The organism is Shinella sp. HZN7, from assembly GCF_001652565.1.
Taxonomy (GTDB): domain Bacteria; phylum Pseudomonadota; class Alphaproteobacteria; order Rhizobiales; family Rhizobiaceae; genus Shinella; species Shinella granuli.
Genome location: NZ_CP015736.1, coordinates 1,927,039 through 1,950,390 on the forward strand (window position 1 = coordinate 1,927,039; position 23,352 = coordinate 1,950,390).

Consider the following 23,352-nt stretch of genomic DNA (forward strand, 5'->3'; position numbering starts at 1 on the left):
CCGGCAATGCGGCAAACCTCAGCCGAGGAGCATGGAAATGTCGTTCCAGGTCGCGAAAACCATCAGCATGAGCACCAGCGCCATGCCGATGCGGAATGCGATCTCCTGCGCCCCGGGCCCGACAGGCCTGCCCCGGATAGCCTCCACCGCATAGAACATCAGATGGCCGCCATCAAGTACCGGAACCGGCATCAGGTTCAAAAGTCCAATGGAAACAGACAGAACGGCGGCAAGCTGCAGCAGGGCGGCAACACCGAGCGTCGCCATCTGGCCGGAAGCCTGCGCCACGCGGATGGGCCCGCCGAGTTGGTCGGCCTTCATGCGCCCCATGACGAGGTTGGACAGATAGTCGAACGTCCCCGTCACGATGTGCCAGCTCTGCAGCGCGCCCTGCCCCACGGCCTCGACCGGACCGTATTCCACGACGCGGAAATTGCCGCTTTTCTGGTTGGTCACGATGCCGATCAGGCCGAGTTCGATCTTGTTGCCGAACTGGTCGGTGATCTCGGTGCGCTTGGGCACCATGGGCAGGTCGAGGTCCTGGCCGTCGCGGCGCACCGTCACCGTGATCGTCAGCTCCGGACGCACGCTGACATAGCGGCGCACGTCGTCGAAGGTCGCGACCGGGTTGCCGTCGAGCGCGACCAGCAGGTCGCCCGGCCGCACGCCCGCCTCCTGCGCGGCGCTGTCCGGCCGCACCTCCGCGACGATCGGATCGGCGATCTGGCGGCCGTAGATGGAGAACATCACGGCGAAGATGGCGATGGCGAGGATGAAATTGGCGATGGGACCGGCGGCGACCGTGACCGCCCGTTTCCAGAGCGCGGCGCCGAGGAAGGTGCGCTTGCGCACATCGTCCGGCAGCGCGGCGACGGCATTGTAGTCCGGTATGGAGGCCGGGTCGTCGTCGCCGAGGAACTTCACATAGCCGCCGAGCGGGATGGCGGAGAGCTTCCAGCGCGTGCCGTGGCGGTCGGTGAAGCCGAGAAGCTCCGGGCCGAACCCGACGGAAAAGGCCGTGATGCCGATGCCGGACCAGCGGCCGGCAAGGTAGTGGCCCATCTCGTGCACGAAGACGATGAGCGTCAGCACGACCAGGAAGGGAAGGATGTAGCCCGTCACGAATCCAACGGAGCCAGCCAGCATGTCCATGAACCCAATCCCCAATGTGTCGCCGCTACGGGCCGAAAAGGAACACGCCGGCCGGCGTGTTGACGGTGCCCGAAACGATCGCATCGCCAAACGCAATGAGGAACGCGGCGAAGCAGGCAAAAACAAGGCCGTCGACCCGGTCCATGACACCGCCATGTCCCGGAATGAGGCGGCTGGAATCCTTCACGCCGAAACGGCGCTTGATGAAGGACTCGAAAAGGTCGCCCACCTGGCTGAAGACCGACAGAACGAGCGCGATCGCCGGCACCCACAGGCCGTTCAGCGGGAAGAAGATCATGTGTACGAGCGTGCCGGCGATAACCGCCGAAATCGCCCCGCCGATCGCCCCCGACCAAGTCTTTCCCGGCGAGATGGGCGGGGCGAGCTTCGGCCCGCCGATCGCCCGGCCGACGAAATAGGCAAGGATGTCCGTCGCCCAGACGACGGCGAAGATGAACAGCATGGCGGCAAAGCCATGGCCGGTGTCGCCGCGGATGGCGGCGAGCGAGATCGCCGTCAGGCCGGAATAGACGATGCCGCCGGCAAGCCAGCCGCTGCCCTTCAGGGCAAAAGCATAGGCGATGCCGATCAGGGTGGCGCCGATCAGCGCCGGCAGCGCGAGCTCGTCGAAGCCGAAGAGCACCAGCGCCGCGACGAGCACGACCGACAGCCAACCGAAGGCGTTGGCGCGAAAATCCGTTTCCGGAAGGCGGATGATCGTCGACCACTCGTAGTAGACGAGCAGCGCGATGGCCGAGGCGAGCAGCCGGAAGGCAAGGCCGCCGAGCCATGTCGCGGCCAGAACGACGGCGGCAAGCACGATGCCGGAGAGGATGCGCAGGCGCAGTTCGCTATGCATCACGACCCCACCGCAAGCGTCTTTGCCGCCTGCAGGCCGCCGAAGCGGCGCTCGCGCATGGCGTAGCGCGACAGCGCGGCGACAAAGGTGTCGCGCGAAAAATCGGGCCAGAATTCGGGAATGAACATCAGTTCCGCATAGGCCGCCTGCCAGAGCAGGAAGTTGGACAGCCGTTCCTCGCCGCTGGTGCGGATGATGAGGTCGGGGTCGGGAATGCCCGACGTGTCGAGCGAGGCGCCGATACGGTCCGGGGTGATCTCGGAAGGATCGAGGCGGCCGGCGGCGACATCGGCCGCAAGCCGGCGCATGGCGCGGGCGATCTCGTCGCGCGCGCCGTAGTTGAAGGCGATGACGAGGGTGATGCCGGTGTTTGCCCGGGTCGTGTCCTCGGCCTCCAGCAGCAACGGCAGGATGTCGCTCGAAAGGTTCGACTTGTCGCCGATGACGCGGATGCGCACGTTCTCGCGGTGGAGGATCGCAAGATCGCGCCGGATGAAAGTCTTCAGCAACCCCATCAGGTCGGAAATCTCGCTCTCGGGCCGGCTCCAGTTTTCCGAGGAGAAGGCGAAGAGCGTGAGGTAGGAGACGCCGCATTCGGCGGCCGTGCGCACGGCCTCGCGCACCGCTTCGACACCCTTGCGGTGCCCCATGGCGCGCGGCAGGCCGCGTGCATTCGCCCAGCGTCCGTTGCCATCCATGATGATGGCGACGTGTGCCGGTGCGGTGCTGGGCGAGAGCTGGTTCATGAACGATCCGGAAAGGAGAAACGGAGGCAGGTGGCCGGAGCCCTAGACCTGCATGATTTCCTTTTCCTTCTCGGCAAGCAAGCGATCGACGTCCAAAATCGTCTCGTCCGTCATCTTCTGCACCTTTTCGGACTGGCTGCGGGAGAGGTCCTGCCCGATATCGCCATCCTTTTCGGCTTTCTTGAGGTCGTCCATACCGTCGCGGCGCACATGGCGGATCGCGACCTTGGCCTTTTCGGCATAGTCATGGGCGACCTTGACGAGCGACTTGCGGCGCTCCTCGTTGAGCTCCGGCAGCGGAATGCGCAGATTCTGGCCGTCGATGATCGGGTTGAGGCCGAGATTGGATTCGCGGATGCCGCGCTCGACGGCGCCGACCATGCCCTTGTCCCAGACGGAGACCGACAGCATGCGGGGCTCGGGAACGGAGATGTTGGCGACCTGGTTCAGCGGCACGCGCGACCCATAGGCCTCGACCTGCACCGGATCGAGCACGTTGGCCGAGGCGCGGCCGGTGCGCAGCGACGCGATGTCGTTCTTGAATGCGGTGATCGCGCCGTCCATGCGACGCTTCAGTTCCTTCAGGTCAATACCTTCACTCATCGGATGCTCCCGTTTTCATAGAGCGGCTGCACGCGCTCCGCGTGCGCGCCTCAAGAATCAGTTGTCGGTTACGATGGTCCCGCGTCCGCCACCGGTCAATATTTCGGCAAAGCCGCCTTTTTCATGGATGGAGAAGACGATGATCGGAATATGGTTTTCACGCGCCAGCGCGACGGCGGCGACGTCCATGACGGCAAGGCCCTTTTCCAGGACTTCGCTGTGGCTCAGGCGGTCGAAACGGGTGGCGGTCGGGTCCTTCTTCGGATCGGCCGAATAGATGCCGTCGACCTGCGTGCCCTTGAAGATCGCCTCGGCGCCCATTTCGGCGGCGCGCAGCGCGGCGGCCGAATCGGTCGTGAAGAACGGGTTGCCCGTGCCGCCGGCGAAGATCACCACGCGGCCGAGCGAGAGGTGATGAAGCGTCGCACGCTGGGAGAAGCTCTCGCAGATCTCCGGCATGGCGATCGCCGAGAGGACGACGGTGTCGATGTCGAGCTTGCGCAGCGAGGTGGCCAGCGCCAGGGCGTTGATGACGGTCGCCAGCATGCCCATGTGGTCGCCGGTGACGCGATCGCCCCCCTTGGAGGCGACAGCGACGCCGCGGAAGATGTTGCCGCCGCCGACGACGACGCCGACCTCCACGCCGAGCGCGCGGGCCTCGGCGATGTCGGAGGCGATGCGGTCGGCGACCGCCACGTCGATGCCGAAGCCCTGCGAGCCCATCAGCGCTTCGCCGGAGGCTTTCAACAGAACACGTTTGTAGATTGGCTTGGCCGTCATGATCGCTCCTGAACTCGTGCGCCTGCTCTCCCGAACCGGCAGCCGGGCGGAACCGGGGGCGGTCCCGCTTGAGGGCAGCCATCGCCGCTTGAGAATTTCGGGGCAGGCATTTCGGCAAGCCGGATACACGAAGGGCGCCGCGTTGTCACGCGGCGCCCCGTTCTTTTCCCTAACGGGATTAAGAAATCAGCCCTTGGCGACGGCTGCGACTTCGGCGGCGAAGTCGGTTTCTTCCTTCTCGACGCCTTCGCCGAGCAGCAGGCGGGCCATGCCGACGACTTCGATCGGCGCGCCGACGGTCTTTTCCGCTTCCTTGACGGCAGCGCCGACCGTGAGGTCGGGGTTCATGACGAAGGCCTGCGACAGCAGGGCGACTTCCTCGAAGAACTTGCGCATGCGGCCTTCGACCATCTTCTCGATGATGGCGTCCGGCTTGCCGGAGGCGCGCGACTGCTCGATGAAGACGTTGCGTTCACGCTCGGCGACGGCAGCGTCGACTTCTTCGGCGCGGATGGCGAGCGGCGCGGTGGCGGCGACGTGCATGGCGACCTGGCGGCCGATGGCGTTCAGGGCTTCCTTGTCGCCGGTCGACTTCAGCGCGACGAGAACGCCGAGCTTGCCGAGACGGTCGGCGGCGGCATTGTGGATGTAGGTCGCGACGACGCCGTCCTCGACCGACAGCAGGACCGAGCGGCGCAGGTTCATGTTCTCGCCGATGGTGGCGACGGCGTCCTTGATCGTATCGGTGACCGACTTGCCGGTTGCCGGGTAGGTGGCGGCGCCAACGGCTTCGACGGTGCCGTCAGTGGTGAGCGCCACGTCGGCAACGCCGCGAACCATGGACTGGAAGGCATCGTTGCGGGCAACGAAGTCGGTTTCGGAGTTGATCTCGACGACGACGGCCTTGGTGCCGGCGCTGGCGATGCCGATCAGGCCTTCGGCTGCGGTGCGGCCCGACTTCTTGTCGGCCTTGGCGATGCCCTTGGCGCGCAGCCAGTCGATTGCCGCTTCGATGTCGCCGTTGTTTTCCGCCAGCGCCTTCTTGCAGTCCATCATGCCTGCGCCGGACTTTTCGCGCAGTTCCTTCACCAGTGCAGCGGTGATTTCAGCCATTGTGAGCCTCTTGTCGGTTCTTGTTGCGTGTCGCCGGAAAACCTCGGCGAACTCAAGGTTTTGGGAACGAATGTACCCGGAAGTGTGACAGGGTGATGAAGATCACCGCCGACCTGTCGCCGCAAAAGCGATCCTTCGGGATCGTGGCAGACAGGGTCTTCAAACAAGCCGAGGCCAGGGATCGTCTCTCTGGCCTCGGTTGGATAGGAAAGCAGGAACGAAACCTCGCTCCGACCTCGGCCTTACGCTTCGGCTTCGAGAGCCGGCTCGACCGGAACCTCGGCGGACGCGCCAAGGTCACGGCCCGATGCGCCCTGCTGGCGGGCGATGCCGTCGATGGCGGCGCGCGCGATCAGGTCGCAGTAGAGGGCGATGGCGCGCGAGGCGTCGTCGTTGCCGGGGATCGGGAAGTCGATCGGGTCCGGATCGCAGTTCGAATCGATGATGGCGACGACCGGGATGCCGAGACGCTTGGCTTCCTGGATCGCGATCGATTCCTTGTTGGTGTCGATGATGAACATCAGGTCCGGCGTGCCGCCCATGTCGCGGATACCGCCGAGGGCCTTTTCAAGCTTCTCGCGTTCGCGCTCGAGGTTGAGGCGTTCCTTCTTGGAGTAGCCGGAGCCTTCCGAGGACAGGATCTCGTCGAGCTTGCGCAGGCGCTGAATCGAGTTGGAGATGGTCTTCCAGTTCGTCAGCATGCCGCCGAGCCAGCGGGCGTTGACGTAGTACTGGGCCGAACGCTTGGCGGCATCGGCGATGATGTCGGACGCCTGGCGCTTGGTGCCGACGAAGAGCACGCGGCCGCCACCGGCAACGGTGTCGGACACGACCTGAAGGGCGCGCGACAAGAGCGGAACGGTCTGTGCCAGGTCGATGATGTGGACGTTGTTGCGGTCGCCGAAGATATACGGCTTCATCTTCGGGTTCCAGCGGTGGGTCTGGTGGCCGAAGTGAACGCCGGCTTCCAGGAGCTGGCGCATAGAGAAATCGGGCAATGCCATGCCTTGTCATCCTTTTCCGGTTGAACCTCCGCAAGGCGATCAGCGCTTCCTTCGGAAACGCCACCGGCGGAACCGCCCGGATTTCTCCCGGACAATCCCATGCCTCACGTGTGGAATGGCTGCCCCTTAACCGCAGTTTCCCGGCAAATCAAGGGCAGCGGGGTAAAAAAGTGGGTATGCAGGACATTGCCCTTGGCATTTGCCCGGTAGTCGGCGCCCCTTTTGCGTCTCCAAAGAGGCCACATCGACAACGAACGTCGCCCATCCACTGTCGTCATCCTCGGGCTCGACCCGAGGATCCACCTGGCGCCCGCGGCGTGGATGGTCGGGTCAAGCCCGACCATGACGGAGGAGAGGTTGAGCGGACGTCCTTCGCCCGCCGCCCTATTTGCATTCCTGCGGCTTGAACATCTCAAGCTTGGCAAGCTTCCCGCTCAGCACGAACTCGCCGTAGTCCATGGTGAGGTCACGGGTGATTCCGTTCTCGTAGAGCTTGAAGGACATGCGGTAGACCGGCAGCGCGTCGCCTTCGCTCGTATCGTTGTAATAGGCGATCGACACCGGCCAGAACGCTTCCTTGGAGAAGCTGCCGGCCTTGTCGGCATCCGGATCGCCCGCCTTGGGCATTTCCTTCTTGCCGACGACGGCGGTCGTCATCAGCGTCTTGTCGCCGGCGTCCGAGCCGTCGAAGAGGCGCGCCTCGAAGAAACGCTCGCCCTTCCTGGCGTGTTCGATGACGTCGAGCATGTGCTCGGTCGGGAAACGGCTTGCGGCAAGCTCCACCTGCTTCGTGTCCGGCGCGGTGAGATCGACGCTGACGCCTTCCTTGTCCTCGCGCGCCGTGCCGCGCACCTCCTTGTCCAGCTTCTCGTCGGTGAAGGAGCGGGTGAGGAAGCGGAAGCTGCCGTTCTTCAGGTCCTCGTAGGTGGTCGTCTGCTGGTCGGTGAGGCGCGTTTCCTCGCCGGTATTGACCTGCGTGACGAAGCGGAAGCTCACCGTGTAGCCGTCGCACGGGCTGCCGTTGAACTCGTAGACCATGCGGCCGTACATGCCGGCGATGCCGGAGCGCTCGGTCGCGTCCTTCAGCTTGAGGTCATAGACGGCGCGGTGCGGCGCAAGCCCGGTCGCCGGCGTGGCAAAGGCGCTCGGAACGCCGCTGCCGGCGAAGCATGCCCCGGCCGTCAGGGCGGCGACAAAGGCTGAACGAAACATCCGTTTCCTCCTGTTGAAGTCGGTCGTGATGTTATATGAACTCTTCCGGCAAAAGCGAGGCAATATCCACGTCTTGCCAACTTCATTTCCACCATTGCGACGATCCGCGCCGCAATGCCCCTCACAGCCGCCCCTCGCCGCTCCTATCTATGGACCGGCGACAAGAAACGGAGACCGGAATGTCCGCTGAAATCGAAAACCGCGTCAAGGAACTGGGCTACGACATTCCCGTGGCCGCAGCGCCGGCCGCCAACTACGTGCCCTTCGTCATCAGCGGCAACGTGCTCCACATTTCCGGCCAGTTGCCGATGCTGGATGGCAAGCTCGCCGTCACCGGCCATCTCGGCAGGAATGTCGACGTACCCGGCGGCCAGAAGGCGGCGGAATTGTGCGCGCTCGGCCTTCTCGCCCAGGCCAAGGCCGCCCTCGGCGACCTCTCGCGCATCAAGCGCATCATCAAGATCAACGGCTTCGTCGCCTCCGCGCCGGATTTCGTCGAACAGCACCTCGTCATCAACGGCGCGTCGAACTTCCTCGTCGCGGCCCTCGGCGATGCCGGCAAGCATGCCCGCGCCGCCGTCGGCATGGCCGCGCTTCCCCTGAATGCGGCCGTCGAGATCGACGCCATCATGGAAATCGCCTGATGCAGAAATTCCACTGGCTGACCGAGCGGCCGATCGCCCATCGCGGCTATCACGATCTCAACCGCAAGGTCTGGGAAAACACGCTCTCCGCCTTCGCCCGCGCGGCCGATGCCGGCTTTGCCATCGAATGCGACCTGCACTATGCCGCCGATGCCATTCCCGTCGTGTTCCATGACGACGACCTGAAGCGGCTCTGCGGCATCGAGGGGGACGTGCGCCAGCGCACCGCCGCCGAACTCGGCCTCCTGAAGGTCGGCGGCACGCAGGACGGCGTGCCGACGCTCCGGCAGCTCCTCGACCTCGTGAAGGGCCGCGTGCCGCTCGTCCTGGAGCTGAAGGGGCGCGAGGGCGATGACGACGGCTTCGCCATGGCCGTGCTCGACACGATCGAGGACTATGACGGCCCCGTCGCGCTGATGAGCTTCGACCATTGGCTCTTGAAGGACCTCAAGGCGATCGGCACCAGCCGTCCCGTCGGCCTGACGGCGGAAGGCGCGCGGCCGGAAAACTTCGCCGTGCACGAGGAGGCGATGCAGCTCGGGCTCGACTTCATCTCCTATTATTACGGCCACCTGCCGAACGCCTTCGTCAGCCGGCAGCGCGACCTCGGCCGGCAGGTCATCACCTGGACCGTGCGCGACGACGAGGCGCGCACGATCACGGCGCTCAACGCGGACCAGATGACCTTCGAGGGCTTCGATCCGCGCGAGCCGCTGACGGCATAACATGGCCGGGACGGTGCGCATCCGTGTCGAAACCAGCTTCGCCGATATTCCGGCGGGCGACTGGGGGCGTCTTTCCGGCGCCTCCAGGGGCGACGCACAGGTGCCGTACAATCCCTTTGTCAGCCACGCCTTCCTCTCCGCGCTGGAAGAATCGGGCTGTGCCGTCGCCGAGACCGGCTGGCTCGGCCAGCACCTCCTCCTGGAGGGCGACGACGGCGCCCTTCTCGGCGCCCTGCCCGTCTATCTGAAGAACCACAGCCAGGGCGAATATGTCTTCGACCATGGCTGGGCCGACGCCTTCGAGCGTGCCGGCGGGCGCTATTATCCCAAGCTGCAGGCCTCCATTCCCTTCACCCCGGCCACCGGCCCGCGCCTCCTCCACCGGGCGGACCAGCCGGTCATCGCGACGCAGGCCGCGCTGGCCGAGGGACTGAAGGAACTGTCGAAACGACACGGCGTCTCCTCGGCGCATGTCACCTTCGTGCCGGAAGCGGAAATGCCGGTCTTCGAGGCCGCCGGCTACCTGCACCGCACGGACCAGCAGTTCCATTTCCTCAATGCGGGCTACGGCTCGCATGCGGATTTCCTGGAAACGCTCGCCTCCCGCAAGCGCAAGGCGCTGAAGAAGGAGCGCCGCACGGCGCTCGAGAACGGCATCGAAATCGACTGGCTGACCGGCGGGGACCTGACCGAAAAAATCTGGGACCAGTTCTTCACCTTCTACATGGACACCGGCAGCCGCAAATGGGGCCGGCCCTATCTCAACCGACGCTTCTACAGCCTGATCGGCGAGCGCATGGCGGACGACATCCTGCTCGTGATGGCAAGGCGCAACGGCCGCTACATCGCCGGCGCGATCAACTTTATCGGCGGCGGCACGCTCTTCGGCCGGCATTGGGGCTGCATCGAGGACCATGCCTTCCTGCATTTCGAGGTCTGCTACCACCAGGCCATCGATTTCGCGATCGAGAAGGGGCTGGCGCGGGTCGAGGCCGGCGCGCAGGGCGAGCACAAGCTGGCGCGCGGCTACCTGCCCGTCACCACCCATTCGGCCCACCACATCACCCATCCGGGCCTGCGGCGTGCCGTCGCCGATTATCTCGAGCGCGAGCGCCGTGACGTCGAGGCGACGGGCGAATATCTTGCCGAACACGGCCCCTTCCGCCGCATGAGCGACCAGGACGACCACGACTGAGCACATCGGAGACGAGCATGACCGCCTACGACACGAACAACATCTTCGCGAAGATCCTGCGCGGCGAGATCCCCGCGCACCGCGTCTACGAGGACGACGACACGGTCGCCTTCATGGACGTGATGCCGCAGGCGAACGGGCACACGCTCGTCATCCCCAAGACGCCGTCGCGCAACATCCTCGACGCCGCCCCGCAGACGCTGTCGCGCCTGCTGCCGGTGGTGCAGAAGGTGGCGGCCGCCGCCAAGGAGGCTTTCGAGGCCGACGGCGTCACCGTCATGCAGTTCAACGAACCGGCCGCCGGCCAGACCGTCTACCACCTGCATTTCCACGTCATCCCGCGCGTCGAGGGCCAGCCGCTGAAGCCGCATTCCGGCACGATGGAGGACCAGGGCGTGCTCGCGGCCAATGCGGAGAAGCTGCGCAAGGCGCTGAAGGGCTGACATATCCGCCGCGCCCCCTCATCCGGCCTGCCGGCCGCCTTCTCCCCGTAAACGGGGCGAAGAGGATATGCCGCGCCCGCTTCCCCAGCTCCTCACCGGTTCTTTGGGCAAGTCCCTCTCCGCGCGTGCGGGGAGAGGGACAGGGTGAGGGGCAAACCCCACACGGAATCGCCCGTTTCAAACACCCAGCAAGGCCAGCCCCGCGGCAAGGAACGCGATGGCCGCGGCGATGCCGGCGATCTGGCGGAAGCGGCCACCGATGAAGAAACAGAAACCGCCGAATACGACGGCCCCGAGCCGCAGCCAGAGAGGCGAGGCCTCCAGCGTGCCGGTCGGGAAGGCGATCAGCTTGGCGATGACCGCCGCCACCAGCGCCGTCGCCACTGCCCTCACCCAGTTCAGGAGCTCGGACCGTTCATCGATGCGGTTGCCAGCGATGACGCCTGCCCAGCGCCAGAGATCCGTCGCCAGCCAGCCGGCGATGGCGATGTAGATATAGGGCCAGAGACCGTCGAAGCTCATCGCGCCGCCTCCCGGCGGCGCAGCGCGCGCTCGCCCCACCAGGCCGCGGTGCCGCCGATGACGCCGGCCAGCAGGATGTCGTATTCGGGCGCGACCACCGCGAAGATGGTGCCGAGCGCGAGCCCGATGCCGAGCGCCCAGTAGATCACCCGGTGGCGCGCGGAAATCCAGATCGAGGTGAGGAAATAGACCGGCGTCAGGAAGAACAGGCAGCCGGAGACGATCGGCGGGAACTCCGAGACCGCGCCATAGACGAGGCCGACGAGCACGATATTGGTGAGCGTCAGCGTCACGCCGAAGCCGGCGAAGAAGGCGACGCGGCCGCCGCGCGGCACGTCCCGCACCTTCTCCATCGCGAAGACCCAAGCGGTGATGGCGACGAAATGCGAGACGATCAGCAGCAGCCAGGTCGGTGTGCGGCGGTCACGGATTTCCGGGATGAGCGCCGCCACCATCGGCATCATGCGCACCGAGGACAACGTCACCGCGAGGAACGCCGTCGCGATATGCGCGCCCGACAGCATGGAGCCGACGAGAATCACCTTGGCCGGCAGCGCCCAGACCATGCCGGTCATGAACATCACCTGGTCGACCGGCACCTTCGCCTCCGCCGTGAAGGCGGCGAACCCCACGAAGGACAGCATCAGGATGATCGCCGGCAGGCTGAAGATGCCGCGCATGCCGAGGAGGAACCAGTGGCTCTGGGATTGGGGTTCTGGCGGGGCGGTCATTCAATTCTCTTGCAGAAAAACAAAGCCGGACGGCTACCCCTCCGTCATGGTCGGGCTTGACCCGACCATCCACGCCCCGCCCGCGCTTGTGGATCCTCGGCTCGGGGCCGAGGATGACGGCAGAGGGTGGGCGCGGTTTGCGATCGTATGGGACCGGCTTGGCAGGATGGCTTGCGCCATTTCTTCAACAATATGGGCCGGGCAGTCGCCTGCCCGGCCCCTTCAATCTGCAAACCGTTATTTCTTGCGCGGCACCTTGGGAACGGCGCCGGACGCCTTGCGCGGCGGCTCGTCCTTCGGCTCCTCGGCCTTGGCCTCCACCGCCTTCTTCGAAGCGCGGGCCTTGGCGGGCGCGGCCTCGGCGGCGACGGTCTCCTTGGGCTTGCGGGGCTTGGCCTTCTTGGCGGCTGCCTCCTCGACCTCGGCCTTCGGCTTGATCGGCGCGGTTTCCGGCACGGCGTCAAGGATCAGGCCCTTCGAGCCGTCTTCCTTCAGGCCGACGGTGACGCGCACGACGCCGCCCTTCTTCAGCTTGCCGAAGAGGATCTCGTCGGCGAGCTTCTTCTTGATGTTCTCCTGGATGACGCGCGCCAGCGGGCGGGCACCCATCTTCTCGTCGTAGCCCTTCTCCGCCAGCCAGGAGATCGCCTCGGGCTGGAGATCGAAGGTGACGTTGCGCTCGGCAAGCTGGGTTTCCAGTTGCATGACGAACTTCTGCACGACCTGATGGATGACCGGCGTTGGCAGCGAGCCGAACGGGATGATCGCATCGAGGCGGTTGCGGAATTCCGGCGTGAACAGGCGGTTGATCGCCTCCATGTCCTCGCCCTCGCGCTTGGACGAGCCGAAGCCGATGGCGGCTTTCGCCATGTCGGAAGCGCCCGCATTGGTCGTCATGATCAGGATGACGTTGCGGAAGTCGATCTTCTTGCCGTTATGGTCGGTCAGCGAGCCGTGATCCATGACCTGCAACAGGATGTTGTAGAGGTCCGGATGCGCCTTCTCGATCTCGTCGAGCAGCAGCACGCAATGCGGATGCTGGTCGACGCCGTCGGTCAGGAGGCCGCCCTGATCGAAGCCGACATAGCCGGGAGGTGCCCCGAGCAGGCGGGAAACCGTGTGCCGCTCCATGTATTCCGACATGTCGAAGCGCAGGAGCTCCACGCCGAGCGACGCTGCGAGTTGCTTGGCGACTTCCGTCTTGCCGACGCCGGTGGGGCCGGAGAACAGGTAGCAGCCGATCGGCTTGTTCGGTTCGCGAAGGCCGGCCCGCGACAGCTTGATCGCCGACGACAGCGCCTCGATGGCGAGGTCCTGGCCGTAGACGACCGAGCGCAGCTCCTTGTCGAGGTTGGCGAGCACCTGCTCGTCGTCCTTCGACACGGTCTTCGGCGGAATGCGGGCCATGGTGGCGATCGTCGCCTCGATCTCCTTCTCGGTGATCAGCTTGCGGCGCTTGCCGGCGGGCAGCAGCATCTGGGCCGCACCGGTCTCGTCGATCACGTCGATCGCCTTGTCCGGCAGCTTGCGGTCGTTGATGTAGCGCGCCGACAGTTCCACCGCCGTCTTGATCGCCTCGTTGGAATAGCGGAGCTTGTGATACTCCTCGAAATAGGGCTTCAGCCCCTTCATGATCTCGATCGTGTCGTCGATGGTCGGCTCGTTGACGTCGATCTTCTGGAAGCGGCGGACAAGAGCCCGGTCCTTCTCGAAGAACTGGCGGTATTCCTTGTAGGTCGTCGAGCCGATGCAGCGGATCGCGCCGGAGGAGAGCGCCGGCTTCAGGAGGTTCGAGGCGTCCATCGCGCCGCCCGAGGTGGCGCCCGCGCCGATGACCGTATGGATCTCGTCGATGAAGAGGACGGCGCCCGGATAGTCTTCCAGTTCCTTGACGACCTGCTTCAGGCGCTCCTCGAAGTCACCGCGATAGCGGGTGCCGGCGAGCAGCGTGCCCATGTCGAGCGAGAAGATCGTCGCGTCGGCCAGCGCTTCCGGCACCTTGCCTTCGACGATGCGCTTGGCGAGGCCCTCGGCGATGGCCGTCTTGCCGACGCCGGGATCGCCCACATAGAGCGGGTTGTTCTTGGAACGACGGCACAGGACCTGGATCGTGCGGTTGACCTCGGCGTGACGGCCGATCAGCGGATCGATCTTGCCGCCCTTCGCCTTCTCGTTGAGGTTGACGCAATAGGCCGTCAGGGCGTCCTGCTTCTTGGCGGGCTCCTCCTGCTCGTTGGCGCCGCGGGTCTGCTTCTGTTCGTTCTCGGCGTCATCCGCGCCGCGCACCGGGCGCTGCTCGGAGGTGCCGGGGCGCTTGCCGATGCCGTGCGAGATGAAGTTAACGGCGTCGTAGCGCGTCATCTCCTGCTCCTGCAGGAAATAGGCGGCATGGCTCTCGCGCTCGGCGAAGATCGCGACGAGCACGTTGGCGCCGGTCACTTCCTCGCGGCCGGAGGACTGGACATGGATCACCGCGCGCTGGATGACGCGCTGGAAGCCGGAAGTCGGCTTGGAATCCTCCTCGTAACCTGTCACCAGGTTGGCAAGATCATGGTCGACATAATCGGTGACGGTCTTGCGCAGAACGTCGAGATTGACGTTGCAGGCGCCCATCACGGCGGCCGCGTCGCCGTCGTCGATCAGGGCGAGCAGGAGATGTTCGAGCGTCGCATATTCGTGATGGCGCTCGTTCGCATAGGTCAGTGCCTGGTGGAGGGCCTTTTCAAGGCTGGCAGAAAATGTTGGCACGTTCGTTCCTCATTTCTTTTCCATGACACATTGCAGCGGATGCTGGTGCTGGCGGGAGAAATCCATCACCTGTGTCACTTTGGTTTCGGCAACCTCGTAGGTGAACACGCCACACTCGCCTACGCCATGATTGTGCACATGCAGCATGATCCGCGTGGCCGCTTCCCGGTCCTTCTGGAAGAAACGTTCCAGGATGTGGATCACAAACTCCATGGGCGTATAATCATCATTGAGAAGCAGGACGCGATACAGGCTCGGCTTCTTCGTCTTAGGTTTCGTGCGGGTAATGACGGAGGTGCTGCGACCGGGAGTGTCGCCGCCGCCTTCCCCATCCTGCATTCGAACCCGTCTCACATCCATTTTCGTCTTCATTCCCTTGACTGTGCGGGCCCTTGATCGCGGTCGCTTACCTGTGGCGTACCGCCTGTCCGAGGTTGTCTTCTGGACCTGTTATCTAATGTCTCGGCACACGATTGTAAGACCCCCGCTTCGCACTGCAATCATAATCGCGGGTCATCCGAAGGAAATAGCGAAATTTGCTGCCGCTGCGTCAGCCTCGCGCAATCCCCGGAACGCGCGAAGGCCGGCTGCGGTTGCCCACAGCCGGCCCATGAACGCTATACGCGTACGCAGTACTCTGAAAGATCAGGCGGCGACGGCGGCCTTGGCGGCAGCAGTGGCCTTGGCGACCGGCGCTTCGTAGGGCTTGTAGGCGCCCTTGGCGAGATCGGCATACATTTCGCCAAGCTTGGTGGCTTCGGCGACGAAACCTTCATAGGAGGACTTCACGAAGGCGGTCTGCAGTTCGAGAGCGGCTTCGACGCTCTTGACGCCCGAGAGCTTCTCGAAGTGGGCGAGGCCGTTTTCGAAGGACTTCTTGGAATAGTCTGCCGTTTCGGTGGCGATCGCCTGCCAGCCCTGTGCGGCCGTCGTGTAGCTCTTGACGAACGTGTCCACGGCTTCCTTGCTCTTCTTGTTTGCCTCGTCGAAATTGAACATCGAAGTCTCCTTTGGATCCCGGTGATATGGTCCAAAATCTATATGCGATGCACAAAAAAGTCAATGAATTGCTGCGATGCAATATTTCGCAGGCAAAGCAAGACCTTGCGTCATAGGTATGATTATTGGGGCTGACAAAAGCCTAGTTGTCGCAAAATTATAATGAAAAGGCCCGGCGCCAAGGGCTACCGGGCCTTTATTCCGTGCGATTGCCGGCAGATCACAGATCGATGTCGAGGATCGCCATGGAGAAGTTGTAGGAGAGTTCCCCGTCCTCGTCGTCACGGAAGATGACGCCCAGGAATTCGTCGCCGAGATAGACTTCCGCGGACTCGTCCTTGCGCGGACGGGCCTTCACGACAATCTCCTTGTTGAGATTGCGCTTGAAATAGGCTTCGAGCTTCCTGATTTCTTCCGGCTTCACGATCTGTCTCCGTCATCGGTTGAGTTGCCGCGCTTCTCGCACCTGCTTCCGGTCCTGTAAACCCTCGAATTCCGGAAGAAAGCGACTTTTCCCGCGTTGGCGTGTTCGCGCAGCGCCGAGCGGCAAAACCGCCCGCCCGTGTTCCGCGGCCCGTCAGAGGTCGTAGTCGAAGGCGGCCAGAAGCTGGTCCATGGCGCGGGACGGCTCGTTGCAGCCCGCCTCGCCGATCACCTTGGCGGGCACGCCCGCAACGGTCGATTTCGGCGGAACAGGCTTGAGCACGACGGAACCTGCGGCGATGCGCGAGCAATGGCCGATATGGATGTTGCCGAGGATTTTTGCGCCCGCGCCGATCATCACGCCGTCGCCGATCTTCGGATGGCGGTCGCCGCCCTCCTTGCCGGTGCCGCCGAGCGTGACGTTGTGGAGGATCGAGACATTGTCGCCGATGACGGCCGTCTCGCCGACGACGAGGCCCGTCGCATGGTCGAGGAAGAAGCCCTTGCCGATGCGCGCGGCCGGGTTGATGTCCGTCTGGAAGACGCTGGAGGAGCGGCTTTGCAGATAGAGCGCAAGGTCGCGCCGCCCCTTCGCATGGAGCCAGTTGGCCAGGCGATGGGTCTGGATGGCGTGGAAGCCCTTGAAATAGAGCACGGCATCGAGGAAGCGCAGGCAGGCGGGGTCGCGGTCGTAGACGGCCTGGATGTCGACGCGCAGGATGCCGCCCCATTCCGGCCACTCGTCCAGCATCTCGTCGAAGATCTGGTGCAGGAGGTTGGCCTGCAGGTCCGGATGGTCGAGCCGTTCGCAGACGCGGTGGATCACGCTTTCCTCGAGCGACCGCTGGTTCAGCACCGTCGAATAGAGGAAGGCCGCCAGCAGCGGCTCGGCCTGGGCGGCGACGCGGGCTTCCTCGCGCAGGCTGTCCCAGATCGGATCCATGGCCTTGAGCTTCTCGCCGGCCCGCAGTTCGTTCATCGCGACCATCGCCGCACTCCTTGTCGTCTGTCCCACTCTATATAGAGCAAATGGCGCCGGCGCGAAATGGCCGGCGACCATCGTCGTAAACGGCCGCTCAGCGGTCGCCGATCTGCGCATAGAATTCCAGCACGGCGCGCTTGAAGACCTTGTCGCCGACGGCCAGCATGTGGTCACGGCCGGGAATGTCGAGCGCGCGTGCATCCGGCATGAGGTCGGCGAGCGGCTGCGGGCTGCCTGCAATGTCGTCCTTCGTGCCGACGCCGATCAGCGCGGGCATGTCGATGCGGGCCATGTCGGCTGCCGTCAGGAGATCGCGCGAGGTCATGATGCAGGCGGCAAGCGCCTGCCGGTCGGATTTCGTCTGGTCGGCGAAGGCGCGGAACATGCGGCCGCGATCATGCGTCACGGCGTCGAGCGAGGGCGCCAGCAGCGCGTCGGCGATCGGGTCCCAGTCGCCGACGCCTTCCACCATGCCGATGCCGAGGCCACCGAAGACGACGGAGCGCACGCGGTGCGGATGGGCGAGCGCCATGAAAGCGGTGATGCGCGCGCCCATGGAATAGCCGAAGACATGGGCTTCGGGGATCGCCAGGTGATCGAGCAGCGCGGCGGCGTCGCCCGCCATCAGCGGCGGCGTGTAGAGCGCGGGATCATGCGGCTTGGCGCTCCTGCCGTGGCCGCGATTGTCGAGCGCGATGACGCGGTAGCCGGCATCCCCCAGCGTCTTCAGCCAGCCGGGAAACACCCAGTTGACATTGGCACTGGAGGCAAAGCCGTGGATCAGCAGCACGGGAGGCCCCGACGGATCGCCCTCATCGAAGAAGGCGAGCTCAAGGCCGTCGTGGGTGAAACGGGAAAAGGGCGGGGGATCGAGGTTCATCGCGGGCCGTCTTTCGTTTGCATGTCCCCGCTCTTACTGCCCTTTGCCCGCGGAGAAAACGGCCGGCAGGCGGAAATCTCCCGGGGCGCGGCGGTTTTGCATCTACACATTTGCGGCGAAGGCGACTATGGTCCGCGCCAGAAAGACGGCATCCCAGGAGCATCGACATGGCTGGCCACAGCATTCCCCATTTCCAGAACGACGGCGGCCATCGCTCGATCGAGATCGGCGTGAAGGAATTCATGTGCGTCGGCGCTTCCGTGCCCTACGACCACCCGCATGTCTTCCTCGACATGGGCGACGACAACGAGAAGGTCTGCCCCTACTGCTCGACGCTCTACCGCTACAACCCGGCGCTCAAGGCCAGCCAGACCGACCCGGCGGGCTGCACCTTCACCAACCAGGTCGCGGCGTGACGGCCGGAAGGCCGCCGCAACCATGCCTTCCGTAAAATCCGCAAGCATCGTCGGCGCCGGCATTGCCGGCCTGACGGCGGCCCTTGCGCTCGCCCGCAAGGGCGTTGCGGTGCATGTCCTGGAACAGGCCCCCGCCCTCGAAGAGGTCGGCGCCGGCCTGCAGCTCTCGCCCAATGCCTCGCGCATCCTCGCCGAGCTCGGCCTGCTCGATGTCCTTGCCGCGCGCTGGAGCGAGCCGGACCATATCCTGCTGTCCTCGGGCCATGCGCTCGCCCCCCTCGCCTCCGTCCCGGCCGGCGCCGCCGCACGCGGACGCTGGGGGGCGCCCTACGGCGTGCTGCACCGCGCCTCGCTGCAGGCCGTGCTGTTCGACGCCGTCAGCCGGGAACCGCTCTGCACGCTGACGACCGGCCGGCGAATCGAAACGGCCGAGCATGCCCTGGAGCAAGTCCAGCAATGGCGCGCAGCGGCCTTGCATCCGGAATTGCGGGAAACCGAAGGGCCGGGGCGTTTTAACGGTTCGCAGAAAAGCGAGAATGATCTGGCCGCCGCACCGGCCGATCTGGTGATCGCCGCCGACGGTGTCTGGTCGCAGTTGCGCCAGGGGGTGCCCGGTGCCCTGCCCGCGCGCTATTCCGGCACCATCGCCTGGCGTTTCCTCGTGCCCTATGGCGCCGCGCCGCCCTTCCTCAATCCACGCACCGTTACGGCCTTCCTAGGCCCGCAGGCCCATCTCGTCGCCTATCCGCTTGTCGAAGCGCAGGCGTTCAACATCGTCGCCCTCCACGCGCATCGGCAGGCACCGGCGGCCGGCTGGTCCCGCAAGGGCGATGCCGCGGCCCGCGCCCGCCTGCTCGATGCCTTCTCCGGCTGGCATGCCGATATCCGCCAGTTGCTTGCCGAGGCGCGCGATCCGCTGATGTGGCCGCTCTTCGAATGCCCCGACGGGGCCTGGACCGATGGTGGGAAGACCGTGCTGATCGGCGATGCCGCGCATGCCATGACGCCCTTTGCCGCCCAGGGCGCGGCGATGGCGATCGAGGATGCGGCGCTGCTGGCAAACCGCCTCGCCCGGGCATCCGACACGGGACAGGCGCTGCGGCAATTCGAGGCGACCCGCCGCGAACGAATCGCCAGGGTGCGCAGCCGCGGCGCCTTCAACCGCTTCGCCTACCATGCCCGCGGCCCGATCGCGCTGACCCGCAATTTCATCCTGTCGCTGCGCGGCCCCGAAAGCCTCGCCGCCGATCTCGACTGGCTCTACGGCTACCGCACGCCGGACTGATCAGGCCCCTCAGACGGCCCGCGCCGCCGCGAGCCCGCGCTCGATATCAGCCTTGATGTCCTTCACGTCCTCAAGGCCGATCTGGAGACGAAGCACCGGGCCTTCCTCCGGCCCCTTGGCGACGCGGCGGTCGTTGAGATTGACATGCACGGCAAGGCACTCGAAGCCGCCCCAGGAATAGCCGAGGCCGAAAATGCCGAGCGCGTCGAGGAAGGCATGGGCCTTCGCCTTGTAGCGCTCCGGCGAACCGCCCTTGAGAACGATGGAGAAGATGCCGCTCGCGCCCTTGAAGTCGCGCTTCCAGAGCGCGTGGCCGGGAAAGCTCGGCAGGGCCGGATGCAGCACGCGGGAGACGTCGTCGACGCCCTCCAGCCAGCGGGCCAGCTCCAGCGCGCTTTCCTGGTGCCGCTCCAGCCTGACACCCATGGTGCGCAGGCCGCGCAGCACCTGGTAGGCGTCGTCCGGCGAGGCGCAGGTGCCGAGCGTGATCTGCGCGTCGTGCAGTTGGGCCCAATGGGCCGCATTGGCCGAGACGGTGCCGAAAAGGATGTCGGAATGGCCTGCCGGGTATTTCGTCGCCGCGTGGATGGAAATGTCGACGCCGAAATCCAGCGGGCGGAAAAAGAGCGGCGTCGCCCAGGTATTGTCCATGCTGACCACGGCGCCATGCTTGTGGGCCACTGCGGCGATCGCCGGGATGTCCTGCATCTCGAAGGTGTTCGAACCCGGCGCCTCGGTGTGCACCAACCTGGTGTTCGGCCGGATCAGCGCCTCGATGCCGGCGCCGATCGCCGGGTCGTAATATTCGACCGAAACGCCGAGGCGCTTCAGCATCGTGTCGCAGAAATGGCGGGTCGGGTGATAGACCGAATCGACGATGAGCGCATGGTCGCCGGCCGACAGGAAGGCGAGGAACGGCACCGTGACGGCGGCAAGGCCCGAGGGAACGAGGATGGTGCCGGCGGAACCCTCCAGTTCGTCGATAGCCGCGCAGAGCGCATCCGTCGTCGGCGTGCCGCGCGTGCCATAGGTGTATTTCTGCGCGCGGCTTTCCATCGTCGCCGCATCCGGGAAGAGCACGGTCGAGGCGTGCACGACGGGCGGATTGACGAAACCATGGTAGTCCGCCGGGTCGTTTCCGGCATGGGCAAGGCGGGTGTTCACGCCGGCGCCGGCGAGGATTTCGTCTCTGTTTTTCATGATCGATCCGAAGAAGATGCGAGGGGGTTTGTGGCGCCGACTTTTGGACAGGCGGGGCGACAGGTCAACCCCATGCGACGATGCGATCCCGGCTCCCAAAGCGCTTCAAGTGTTAAAGACGCGAATTTTTTGAGCGATTTACTGCACAAATCCCCGATCTTTCGCCCAAAATCCGGTCACAGGCCGACAAATTTAGGTTACCGACCGGAAAATGGCCGCCCTCACTTGACCCTGTGAAATTTTGAGCATGAGATAAGCAACCTCGCGCCGGGAGGGTGGCGAGTTCCATGGGCGCGCCCGACAAGGGCGCGGGACCTGCGGACAAAACAAAGACAACAGAAAAAGGTTGTGAAAAAATGGCAAAAAAAATCGTGACGGCGCTCGTCGGCGCTGCCGTACTGGGGCTTGGCGCAACGGCAGCACAGGCGGACACGCTCTCTGACGTGAAGGCCAAGGGCTTCGTGCAGTGCGGCGTGAACGGCTCGAACCTCGCCGGTTTCGGCGCGCAGGATTCGTCGGGCAACTGGGCGGGTCTCGACGTCGACCTCTGCAAGGCCGTGGCCGCGGCCGTCTTCGGCGATGCCACCAAGGTGAAATTCACCCCGCTTTCGGCCAAGGACCGCTTCCCGGCCCTTCAGTCGGGCGAAATCGATCTTCTGGCCCGCAACACCACCTGGAGCGTCAGCCGCGATTCGCAGCTCGGCTTCGATTTCCGCGCCGTGAACTACTATGACGGCCAGGGCTTCATGGTGAAGAAGGAACTCGGTGTGAAGTCCGCGCTGGAACTGTCCGGCGCCTCCGTCTGCGTGCAGTCCGGCACCACGACCGAACTCAACCTCGCCGACTACTTCCGCTCCAACAACATGGACTTCAAGCCGGTCGTCTTCGAAGCGCAGGACGAAGCGGACGCCGCCTACAATGCCGGCCGCTGCGACGCCTACACGACCGACGCCTCGGGCCTCTACTCGATCCGCCTGAAGATGGCCAACCCGGACGACCATTTGGTTCTGCCGGAAATCATCTCCAAGGAGCCGCTCGGTCCGGCCGTCCGCCAGAACGATTCGCGGTGGCTCGATATCGTGAGCTGGTCGCACTATGCGATGGTCGCCGCCGAGGAATTCGGCATCACGACGGCCAATGTCGAGGAAATGAAGGCATCCGCCAACCCGGATATCAAGCGCTTCCTCGGCGAAGAGGCTGACTCGTCGATCGGCGCCGACCTCGGCCTGCCCAAGGACTGGGCCGTGCAGATCATCAAGGCTGTCGGCAACTATGGCGAATCCTTCGAGCGCAATGTCGGCGAAGGCTCCCCGCTCAAGATCGCCCGCGGCCTGAACGGGCTGTGGACGAAGGGCGGCCTGCAATACGCGCCGCCGGTTCGCTGAGCGGCCTGCGCCAATCCTTCCGGGAGGGCGGATAACCGCCCTCCCCTTTGAACAAACGCCCGGAAAACAGGGCGAACCAACGTCAGGGGAAATGCATGGCTCTTGCGGATGCCCGAACAGGGTCCGGCGAACCGCCGAAGGTATCTCTTCTCTACAATCCGGCACTGAGAAGCATCGTCTATCAGGTCGTCACGCTCGTCGTGATCGTCGCGGTCGTCTGGTATGCGTGGAACAACGTCGTCCAGAACCTCGCGCGCGCCAACATGACGGCCGGTTTCGGTTTCCTGAACAGCCGCGCCGGCTTCGACCTCGCGCAAAGCCTGATCGACTATTCGAGCGACTCGACCTATTTCCGGGCGCTGCAGGTCGGTCTCATCAACACGCTTGTCGTCGCCGCCGCCGGCGTCATCACGGCGACGATCGTCGGCCTCCTGGTCGGCATCGGGCGCCTCTCGCACAACTGGCTGATCGCGCGGCTCTGCACGGTCTATGTGGAAATCTTCCGCAACATTCCGCCGCTGCTCGTCATCTTCTTCTGGTATCTCGGCGTTCTCGCCCTGCTGCCGTCGATCCGCTCCATCTTCCAGCACCTGGAGGAAAACCCGGACGCGGTCTTCTTCATCTCGAACCGCGGCATCTACATGCCGGCGCCGGTCTTCGGCGAAGGGTTCGGCGCGGTGGTCATCGCCTTCGCGATCGGCATCGTCGCGGCCATCGCCTTCACGGTCTGGGCCAATGCGCGCCAGCGCGCCACGGGCCTGCGCCCGCCGGTGCTCTGGGTCAATCTCAGCCTGATCGTGCTCCTCCCCTTCCTCGTCTTCCTCGTCATGGGCAGCCCGATGACGCTCGACTATGCGGTGCCGGGCTCCTTCAACATGCGGGGCGGCATGGTGATCGGGCCGGAGTTCCTGGCGCTCTACCTCGCGCTGTCGCTCTATACGGCCTCGTTCATCGCCGAGATCGTGCGCGCCGGCATCCGCGGCGTGTCCAAGGGCCAGACGGAAGCCTCCTATGCGCTGGGCCTTCGGCCCGGCCAGGCGACCCGCCTCGTCGTGCTGCCGCAGGCGCTCAGGATCATCATCCCGCCGCTCACCTCGCAGTATCTCAACCTCATCAAGAACTCCTCGCTCGCGGTCGCCGTCGGTTATGCCGACCTCGTCGCGGTCGGCGGCACCATCCTCAACCAGTCCGGCAAGTCGATCGAGATCATCTCGATCTGGATGCTGATCTATGTCTCGATCAGCCTCATCACCTCGCTGTTCATGAACTGGTTCAACGCCAAGATGGCCCTGGTGGAGCGCTGAG

Annotated in this window: 25 protein-coding genes; 8 read left to right on the forward strand and 17 right to left on the reverse strand. The window is 64.9% G+C overall.

What is annotated here, in order from left to right; all coding sequences use genetic code 11:
* Positions 1–18 precede the first annotated feature (18 nt).
* The 8 genes from rseP to shn_RS09385 form a co-directional block, all read right to left on the reverse strand.
* Positions 19–1,146 carry an RIP metalloprotease RseP gene (gene rseP, locus shn_RS09350; RefSeq protein ID WP_371328605.1) on the reverse strand — a complete coding sequence of 376 codons (1,128 nt, stop codon included), beginning with the start codon at positions 1,144–1,146 and terminating at the stop codon, positions 19–21.
* A 31-nt stretch (positions 1,147–1,177) separates the two neighbouring features.
* Positions 1,178–2,011: a phosphatidate cytidylyltransferase gene (locus shn_RS09355; RefSeq protein WP_064330150.1), complete on the reverse strand. Its 834-nt coding sequence runs from the start codon at positions 2,009–2,011 to the stop codon at positions 1,178–1,180.
* The gene (locus shn_RS09360) at positions 2,011–2,757 is read right to left on the reverse strand and encodes an isoprenyl transferase (protein WP_064330151.1); all 747 of its coding nucleotides are present in this window, start codon (positions 2,755–2,757) and stop codon (positions 2,011–2,013) included. The genes shn_RS09355 and shn_RS09360 overlap by 1 nt, the downstream gene beginning before the upstream one ends.
* 42 nt (positions 2,758–2,799) lie before the next feature.
* Positions 2,800–3,360: a ribosome recycling factor gene (gene frr, locus shn_RS09365; RefSeq protein ID WP_064330152.1), complete on the reverse strand. Its 561-nt coding sequence runs from the start codon at positions 3,358–3,360 to the stop codon at positions 2,800–2,802.
* Positions 3,361–3,417: 57 nt separating this feature from the next.
* Complete coding sequence (pyrH, locus tag shn_RS09370; protein ID WP_064330153.1) at positions 3,418–4,140, reverse strand: UMP kinase; 723 nt, start codon at positions 4,138–4,140, stop codon at positions 3,418–3,420.
* Positions 4,141–4,326: 186 nt separating this feature from the next.
* Positions 4,327–5,253 (reverse strand): translation elongation factor Ts, encoded by a 927-nt coding sequence (gene tsf / locus shn_RS09375; protein WP_050744016.1) that lies wholly within the window; start codon positions 5,251–5,253, stop codon positions 4,327–4,329.
* 242 nt (positions 5,254–5,495) lie between these two features.
* Positions 5,496–6,257: a 30S ribosomal protein S2 gene (gene rpsB, locus shn_RS09380; RefSeq protein ID WP_064330154.1), complete on the reverse strand. Its 762-nt coding sequence runs from the start codon at positions 6,255–6,257 to the stop codon at positions 5,496–5,498.
* Between the two features lie 384 nt (positions 6,258–6,641).
* Complete coding sequence (locus shn_RS09385; RefSeq protein ID WP_064330155.1) at positions 6,642–7,469, reverse strand: cell envelope integrity EipB family protein; 828 nt, start codon at positions 7,467–7,469, stop codon at positions 6,642–6,644.
* Positions 7,470–7,648: 179 nt separating this feature from the next.
* Between shn_RS09385 and shn_RS09390 the strand changes: the two genes are divergently transcribed.
* From shn_RS09390 to shn_RS09405, 4 genes are read left to right on the forward strand one after another with little or no spacing between them, the layout of a single operon-like run.
* Positions 7,649–8,113 carry a RidA family protein gene (locus shn_RS09390; RefSeq protein WP_064330156.1) on the forward strand — a complete coding sequence of 155 codons (465 nt, stop codon included), beginning with the start codon at positions 7,649–7,651 and terminating at the stop codon, positions 8,111–8,113.
* A complete protein-coding gene (locus shn_RS09395; RefSeq protein WP_064330157.1) occupies positions 8,113–8,838 on the forward strand; it encodes a glycerophosphodiester phosphodiesterase in 726 nt (241 codons plus the stop codon). Before shn_RS09390 ends, shn_RS09395 begins: the two co-directional genes overlap by 1 nt.
* A 1-nt stretch (position 8,839) precedes the next feature.
* Positions 8,840–10,033, forward strand: coding sequence for a GNAT family N-acetyltransferase (locus shn_RS09400; protein ID WP_064330158.1), 1,194 nt, complete (start codon positions 8,840–8,842; stop codon positions 10,031–10,033).
* Between the two features lie 17 nt (positions 10,034–10,050).
* On the forward strand, positions 10,051–10,476 hold the full coding sequence (locus shn_RS09405) for an HIT family protein (RefSeq protein ID WP_064330159.1): 426 nt from the start codon (positions 10,051–10,053) through the stop codon (positions 10,474–10,476).
* 177 nt (positions 10,477–10,653) lie between these two features.
* Here shn_RS09405 and shn_RS09410 read toward each other — a convergent pair whose 3' ends face one another.
* The 8 genes from shn_RS09410 to shn_RS09445 form a co-directional block, all read right to left on the reverse strand.
* Positions 10,654–10,998: an AzlD domain-containing protein gene (locus shn_RS09410; protein ID WP_064330160.1), complete on the reverse strand. Its 345-nt coding sequence runs from the start codon at positions 10,996–10,998 to the stop codon at positions 10,654–10,656.
* Entirely contained in the window at positions 10,995–11,729 is a 735-nt protein-coding gene (locus shn_RS09415; RefSeq protein WP_064330161.1) for an AzlC family ABC transporter permease, read from the reverse strand. Before shn_RS09415 ends, shn_RS09410 begins: the two co-directional genes overlap by 4 nt.
* Before the next feature lie 237 nt (positions 11,730–11,966).
* Positions 11,967–14,477, reverse strand: coding sequence for an ATP-dependent Clp protease ATP-binding subunit ClpA (clpA, locus tag shn_RS09420; RefSeq protein ID WP_064330162.1), 2,511 nt, complete (start codon positions 14,475–14,477; stop codon positions 11,967–11,969).
* A gap of 9 nt (positions 14,478–14,486) precedes the next feature.
* The gene (gene clpS / locus shn_RS09425; RefSeq protein WP_037408383.1) at positions 14,487–14,837 is read right to left on the reverse strand and encodes an ATP-dependent Clp protease adapter ClpS; all 351 of its coding nucleotides are present in this window, start codon (positions 14,835–14,837) and stop codon (positions 14,487–14,489) included.
* Between the two features lie 285 nt (positions 14,838–15,122).
* Positions 15,123–15,476, reverse strand: a complete 354-nt coding sequence (locus shn_RS09430) for a phasin family protein (protein ID WP_064330163.1) — start codon at positions 15,474–15,476, stop codon at positions 15,123–15,125.
* Between the two features lie 220 nt (positions 15,477–15,696).
* The gene (locus shn_RS09435; protein WP_064330164.1) at positions 15,697–15,900 is read right to left on the reverse strand and encodes a DUF3126 family protein; all 204 of its coding nucleotides are present in this window, start codon (positions 15,898–15,900) and stop codon (positions 15,697–15,699) included.
* A gap of 153 nt (positions 15,901–16,053) precedes the next feature.
* The gene (cysE, locus tag shn_RS09440) at positions 16,054–16,887 is read right to left on the reverse strand and encodes a serine O-acetyltransferase (RefSeq protein ID WP_064330165.1); all 834 of its coding nucleotides are present in this window, start codon (positions 16,885–16,887) and stop codon (positions 16,054–16,056) included.
* Positions 16,888–16,975: 88 nt separating this feature from the next.
* A complete protein-coding gene (locus tag shn_RS09445) occupies positions 16,976–17,761 on the reverse strand; it encodes an alpha/beta fold hydrolase (RefSeq protein ID WP_064330166.1) in 786 nt (261 codons plus the stop codon).
* A gap of 167 nt (positions 17,762–17,928) precedes the next feature.
* On the opposite strand from shn_RS09445, the gene shn_RS09450 reads away from it, so the two are divergent.
* Positions 17,929–18,177 carry a zinc-finger domain-containing protein gene (locus shn_RS09450; RefSeq protein ID WP_064330167.1) on the forward strand — a complete coding sequence of 83 codons (249 nt, stop codon included), beginning with the start codon at positions 17,929–17,931 and terminating at the stop codon, positions 18,175–18,177.
* A 22-nt stretch (positions 18,178–18,199) separates the two neighbouring features.
* Entirely contained in the window at positions 18,200–19,462 is a 1,263-nt protein-coding gene (locus shn_RS09455) for an FAD-dependent monooxygenase (protein ID WP_064330168.1), read from the forward strand.
* A gap of 9 nt (positions 19,463–19,471) precedes the next feature.
* On the opposite strand, the gene shn_RS09460 is transcribed toward shn_RS09455, so the two are convergent.
* The gene (locus shn_RS09460; RefSeq protein ID WP_064330169.1) at positions 19,472–20,662 is read right to left on the reverse strand and encodes a cystathionine beta-lyase; all 1,191 of its coding nucleotides are present in this window, start codon (positions 20,660–20,662) and stop codon (positions 19,472–19,474) included.
* 356 nt (positions 20,663–21,018) lie between these two features.
* On the opposite strand from shn_RS09460, the gene shn_RS09465 reads away from it, so the two are divergent.
* Both shn_RS09465 and shn_RS09470 read left to right on the forward strand, forming a co-directional pair.
* Entirely contained in the window at positions 21,019–22,047 is a 1,029-nt protein-coding gene (locus shn_RS09465) for an amino acid ABC transporter substrate-binding protein (RefSeq protein WP_064330170.1), read from the forward strand.
* A gap of 95 nt (positions 22,048–22,142) precedes the next feature.
* A complete protein-coding gene (locus shn_RS09470; protein WP_064330171.1) occupies positions 22,143–23,351 on the forward strand; it encodes an amino acid ABC transporter permease in 1,209 nt (402 codons plus the stop codon).
* The last annotated feature ends 1 nt before the right edge of the window (position 23,352 follow it).

Bases quoted from the DNA above. Each gene is read 5' to 3' on its own strand.
- shn_RS09400 (WP_064330158.1), top strand. From the start codon at position 8,840: ATGGCCGGGACGGTGCGCATCCGTGTCGAAACCAGCTTCGCCGATATT.
- shn_RS09355 (WP_064330150.1), bottom strand. From the start codon at position 2,011: ATGCATAGCGAACTGCGCCTGCGCATCCTCTCCGGCATCGTGCTTGCC.
- shn_RS09390 (WP_064330156.1), top strand. From the start codon at position 7,649: ATGTCCGCTGAAATCGAAAACCGCGTCAAGGAACTGGGCTACGACATT.
- shn_RS09470 (WP_064330171.1), top strand. From the start codon at position 22,143: ATGGCTCTTGCGGATGCCCGAACAGGGTCCGGCGAACCGCCGAAGGTA.
- shn_RS09460 (WP_064330169.1), bottom strand. From the start codon at position 20,662: ATGAAAAACAGAGACGAAATCCTCGCCGGCGCCGGCGTGAACACCCGC.
- shn_RS09405 (WP_064330159.1), top strand. From the start codon at position 10,051: ATGACCGCCTACGACACGAACAACATCTTCGCGAAGATCCTGCGCGGC.
- shn_RS09415 (WP_064330161.1), bottom strand. From the start codon at position 11,729: ATGACCGCCCCGCCAGAACCCCAATCCCAGAGCCACTGGTTCCTCCTC.
- shn_RS09360 (WP_064330151.1), bottom strand. From the start codon at position 2,757: ATGAACCAGCTCTCGCCCAGCACCGCACCGGCACACGTCGCCATCATC.
- shn_RS09410 (WP_064330160.1), bottom strand. From the start codon at position 10,998: ATGAGCTTCGACGGTCTCTGGCCCTATATCTACATCGCCATCGCCGGC.
- clpS (WP_037408383.1), bottom strand. From the start codon at position 14,837: ATGGATGTGAGACGGGTTCGAATGCAGGATGGGGAAGGCGGCGGCGAC.
- shn_RS09455 (WP_064330168.1), top strand. From the start codon at position 18,200: ATGCCTTCCGTAAAATCCGCAAGCATCGTCGGCGCCGGCATTGCCGGC.
- shn_RS09465 (WP_064330170.1), top strand. From the start codon at position 21,019: ATGGCAAAAAAAATCGTGACGGCGCTCGTCGGCGCTGCCGTACTGGGG.
- shn_RS09395 (WP_064330157.1), top strand. From the start codon at position 8,113: ATGCAGAAATTCCACTGGCTGACCGAGCGGCCGATCGCCCATCGCGGC.
- rseP (WP_371328605.1), bottom strand. From the start codon at position 1,146: ATGCTGGCTGGCTCCGTTGGATTCGTGACGGGCTACATCCTTCCCTTC.
- shn_RS09385 (WP_064330155.1), bottom strand. From the start codon at position 7,469: ATGTTTCGTTCAGCCTTTGTCGCCGCCCTGACGGCCGGGGCATGCTTC.
- shn_RS09430 (WP_064330163.1), bottom strand. From the start codon at position 15,476: ATGTTCAATTTCGACGAGGCAAACAAGAAGAGCAAGGAAGCCGTGGAC.
- frr (WP_064330152.1), bottom strand. From the start codon at position 3,360: ATGAGTGAAGGTATTGACCTGAAGGAACTGAAGCGTCGCATGGACGGC.
- cysE (WP_064330165.1), bottom strand. From the start codon at position 16,887: ATGGTCGCGATGAACGAACTGCGGGCCGGCGAGAAGCTCAAGGCCATG.
- pyrH (WP_064330153.1), bottom strand. From the start codon at position 4,140: ATGACGGCCAAGCCAATCTACAAACGTGTTCTGTTGAAAGCCTCCGGC.
- tsf (WP_050744016.1), bottom strand. From the start codon at position 5,253: ATGGCTGAAATCACCGCTGCACTGGTGAAGGAACTGCGCGAAAAGTCC.
- shn_RS09445 (WP_064330166.1), bottom strand. From the start codon at position 17,761: ATGAACCTCGATCCCCCGCCCTTTTCCCGTTTCACCCACGACGGCCTT.
- shn_RS09450 (WP_064330167.1), top strand. From the start codon at position 17,929: ATGGCTGGCCACAGCATTCCCCATTTCCAGAACGACGGCGGCCATCGC.
- rpsB (WP_064330154.1), bottom strand. From the start codon at position 6,257: ATGGCATTGCCCGATTTCTCTATGCGCCAGCTCCTGGAAGCCGGCGTT.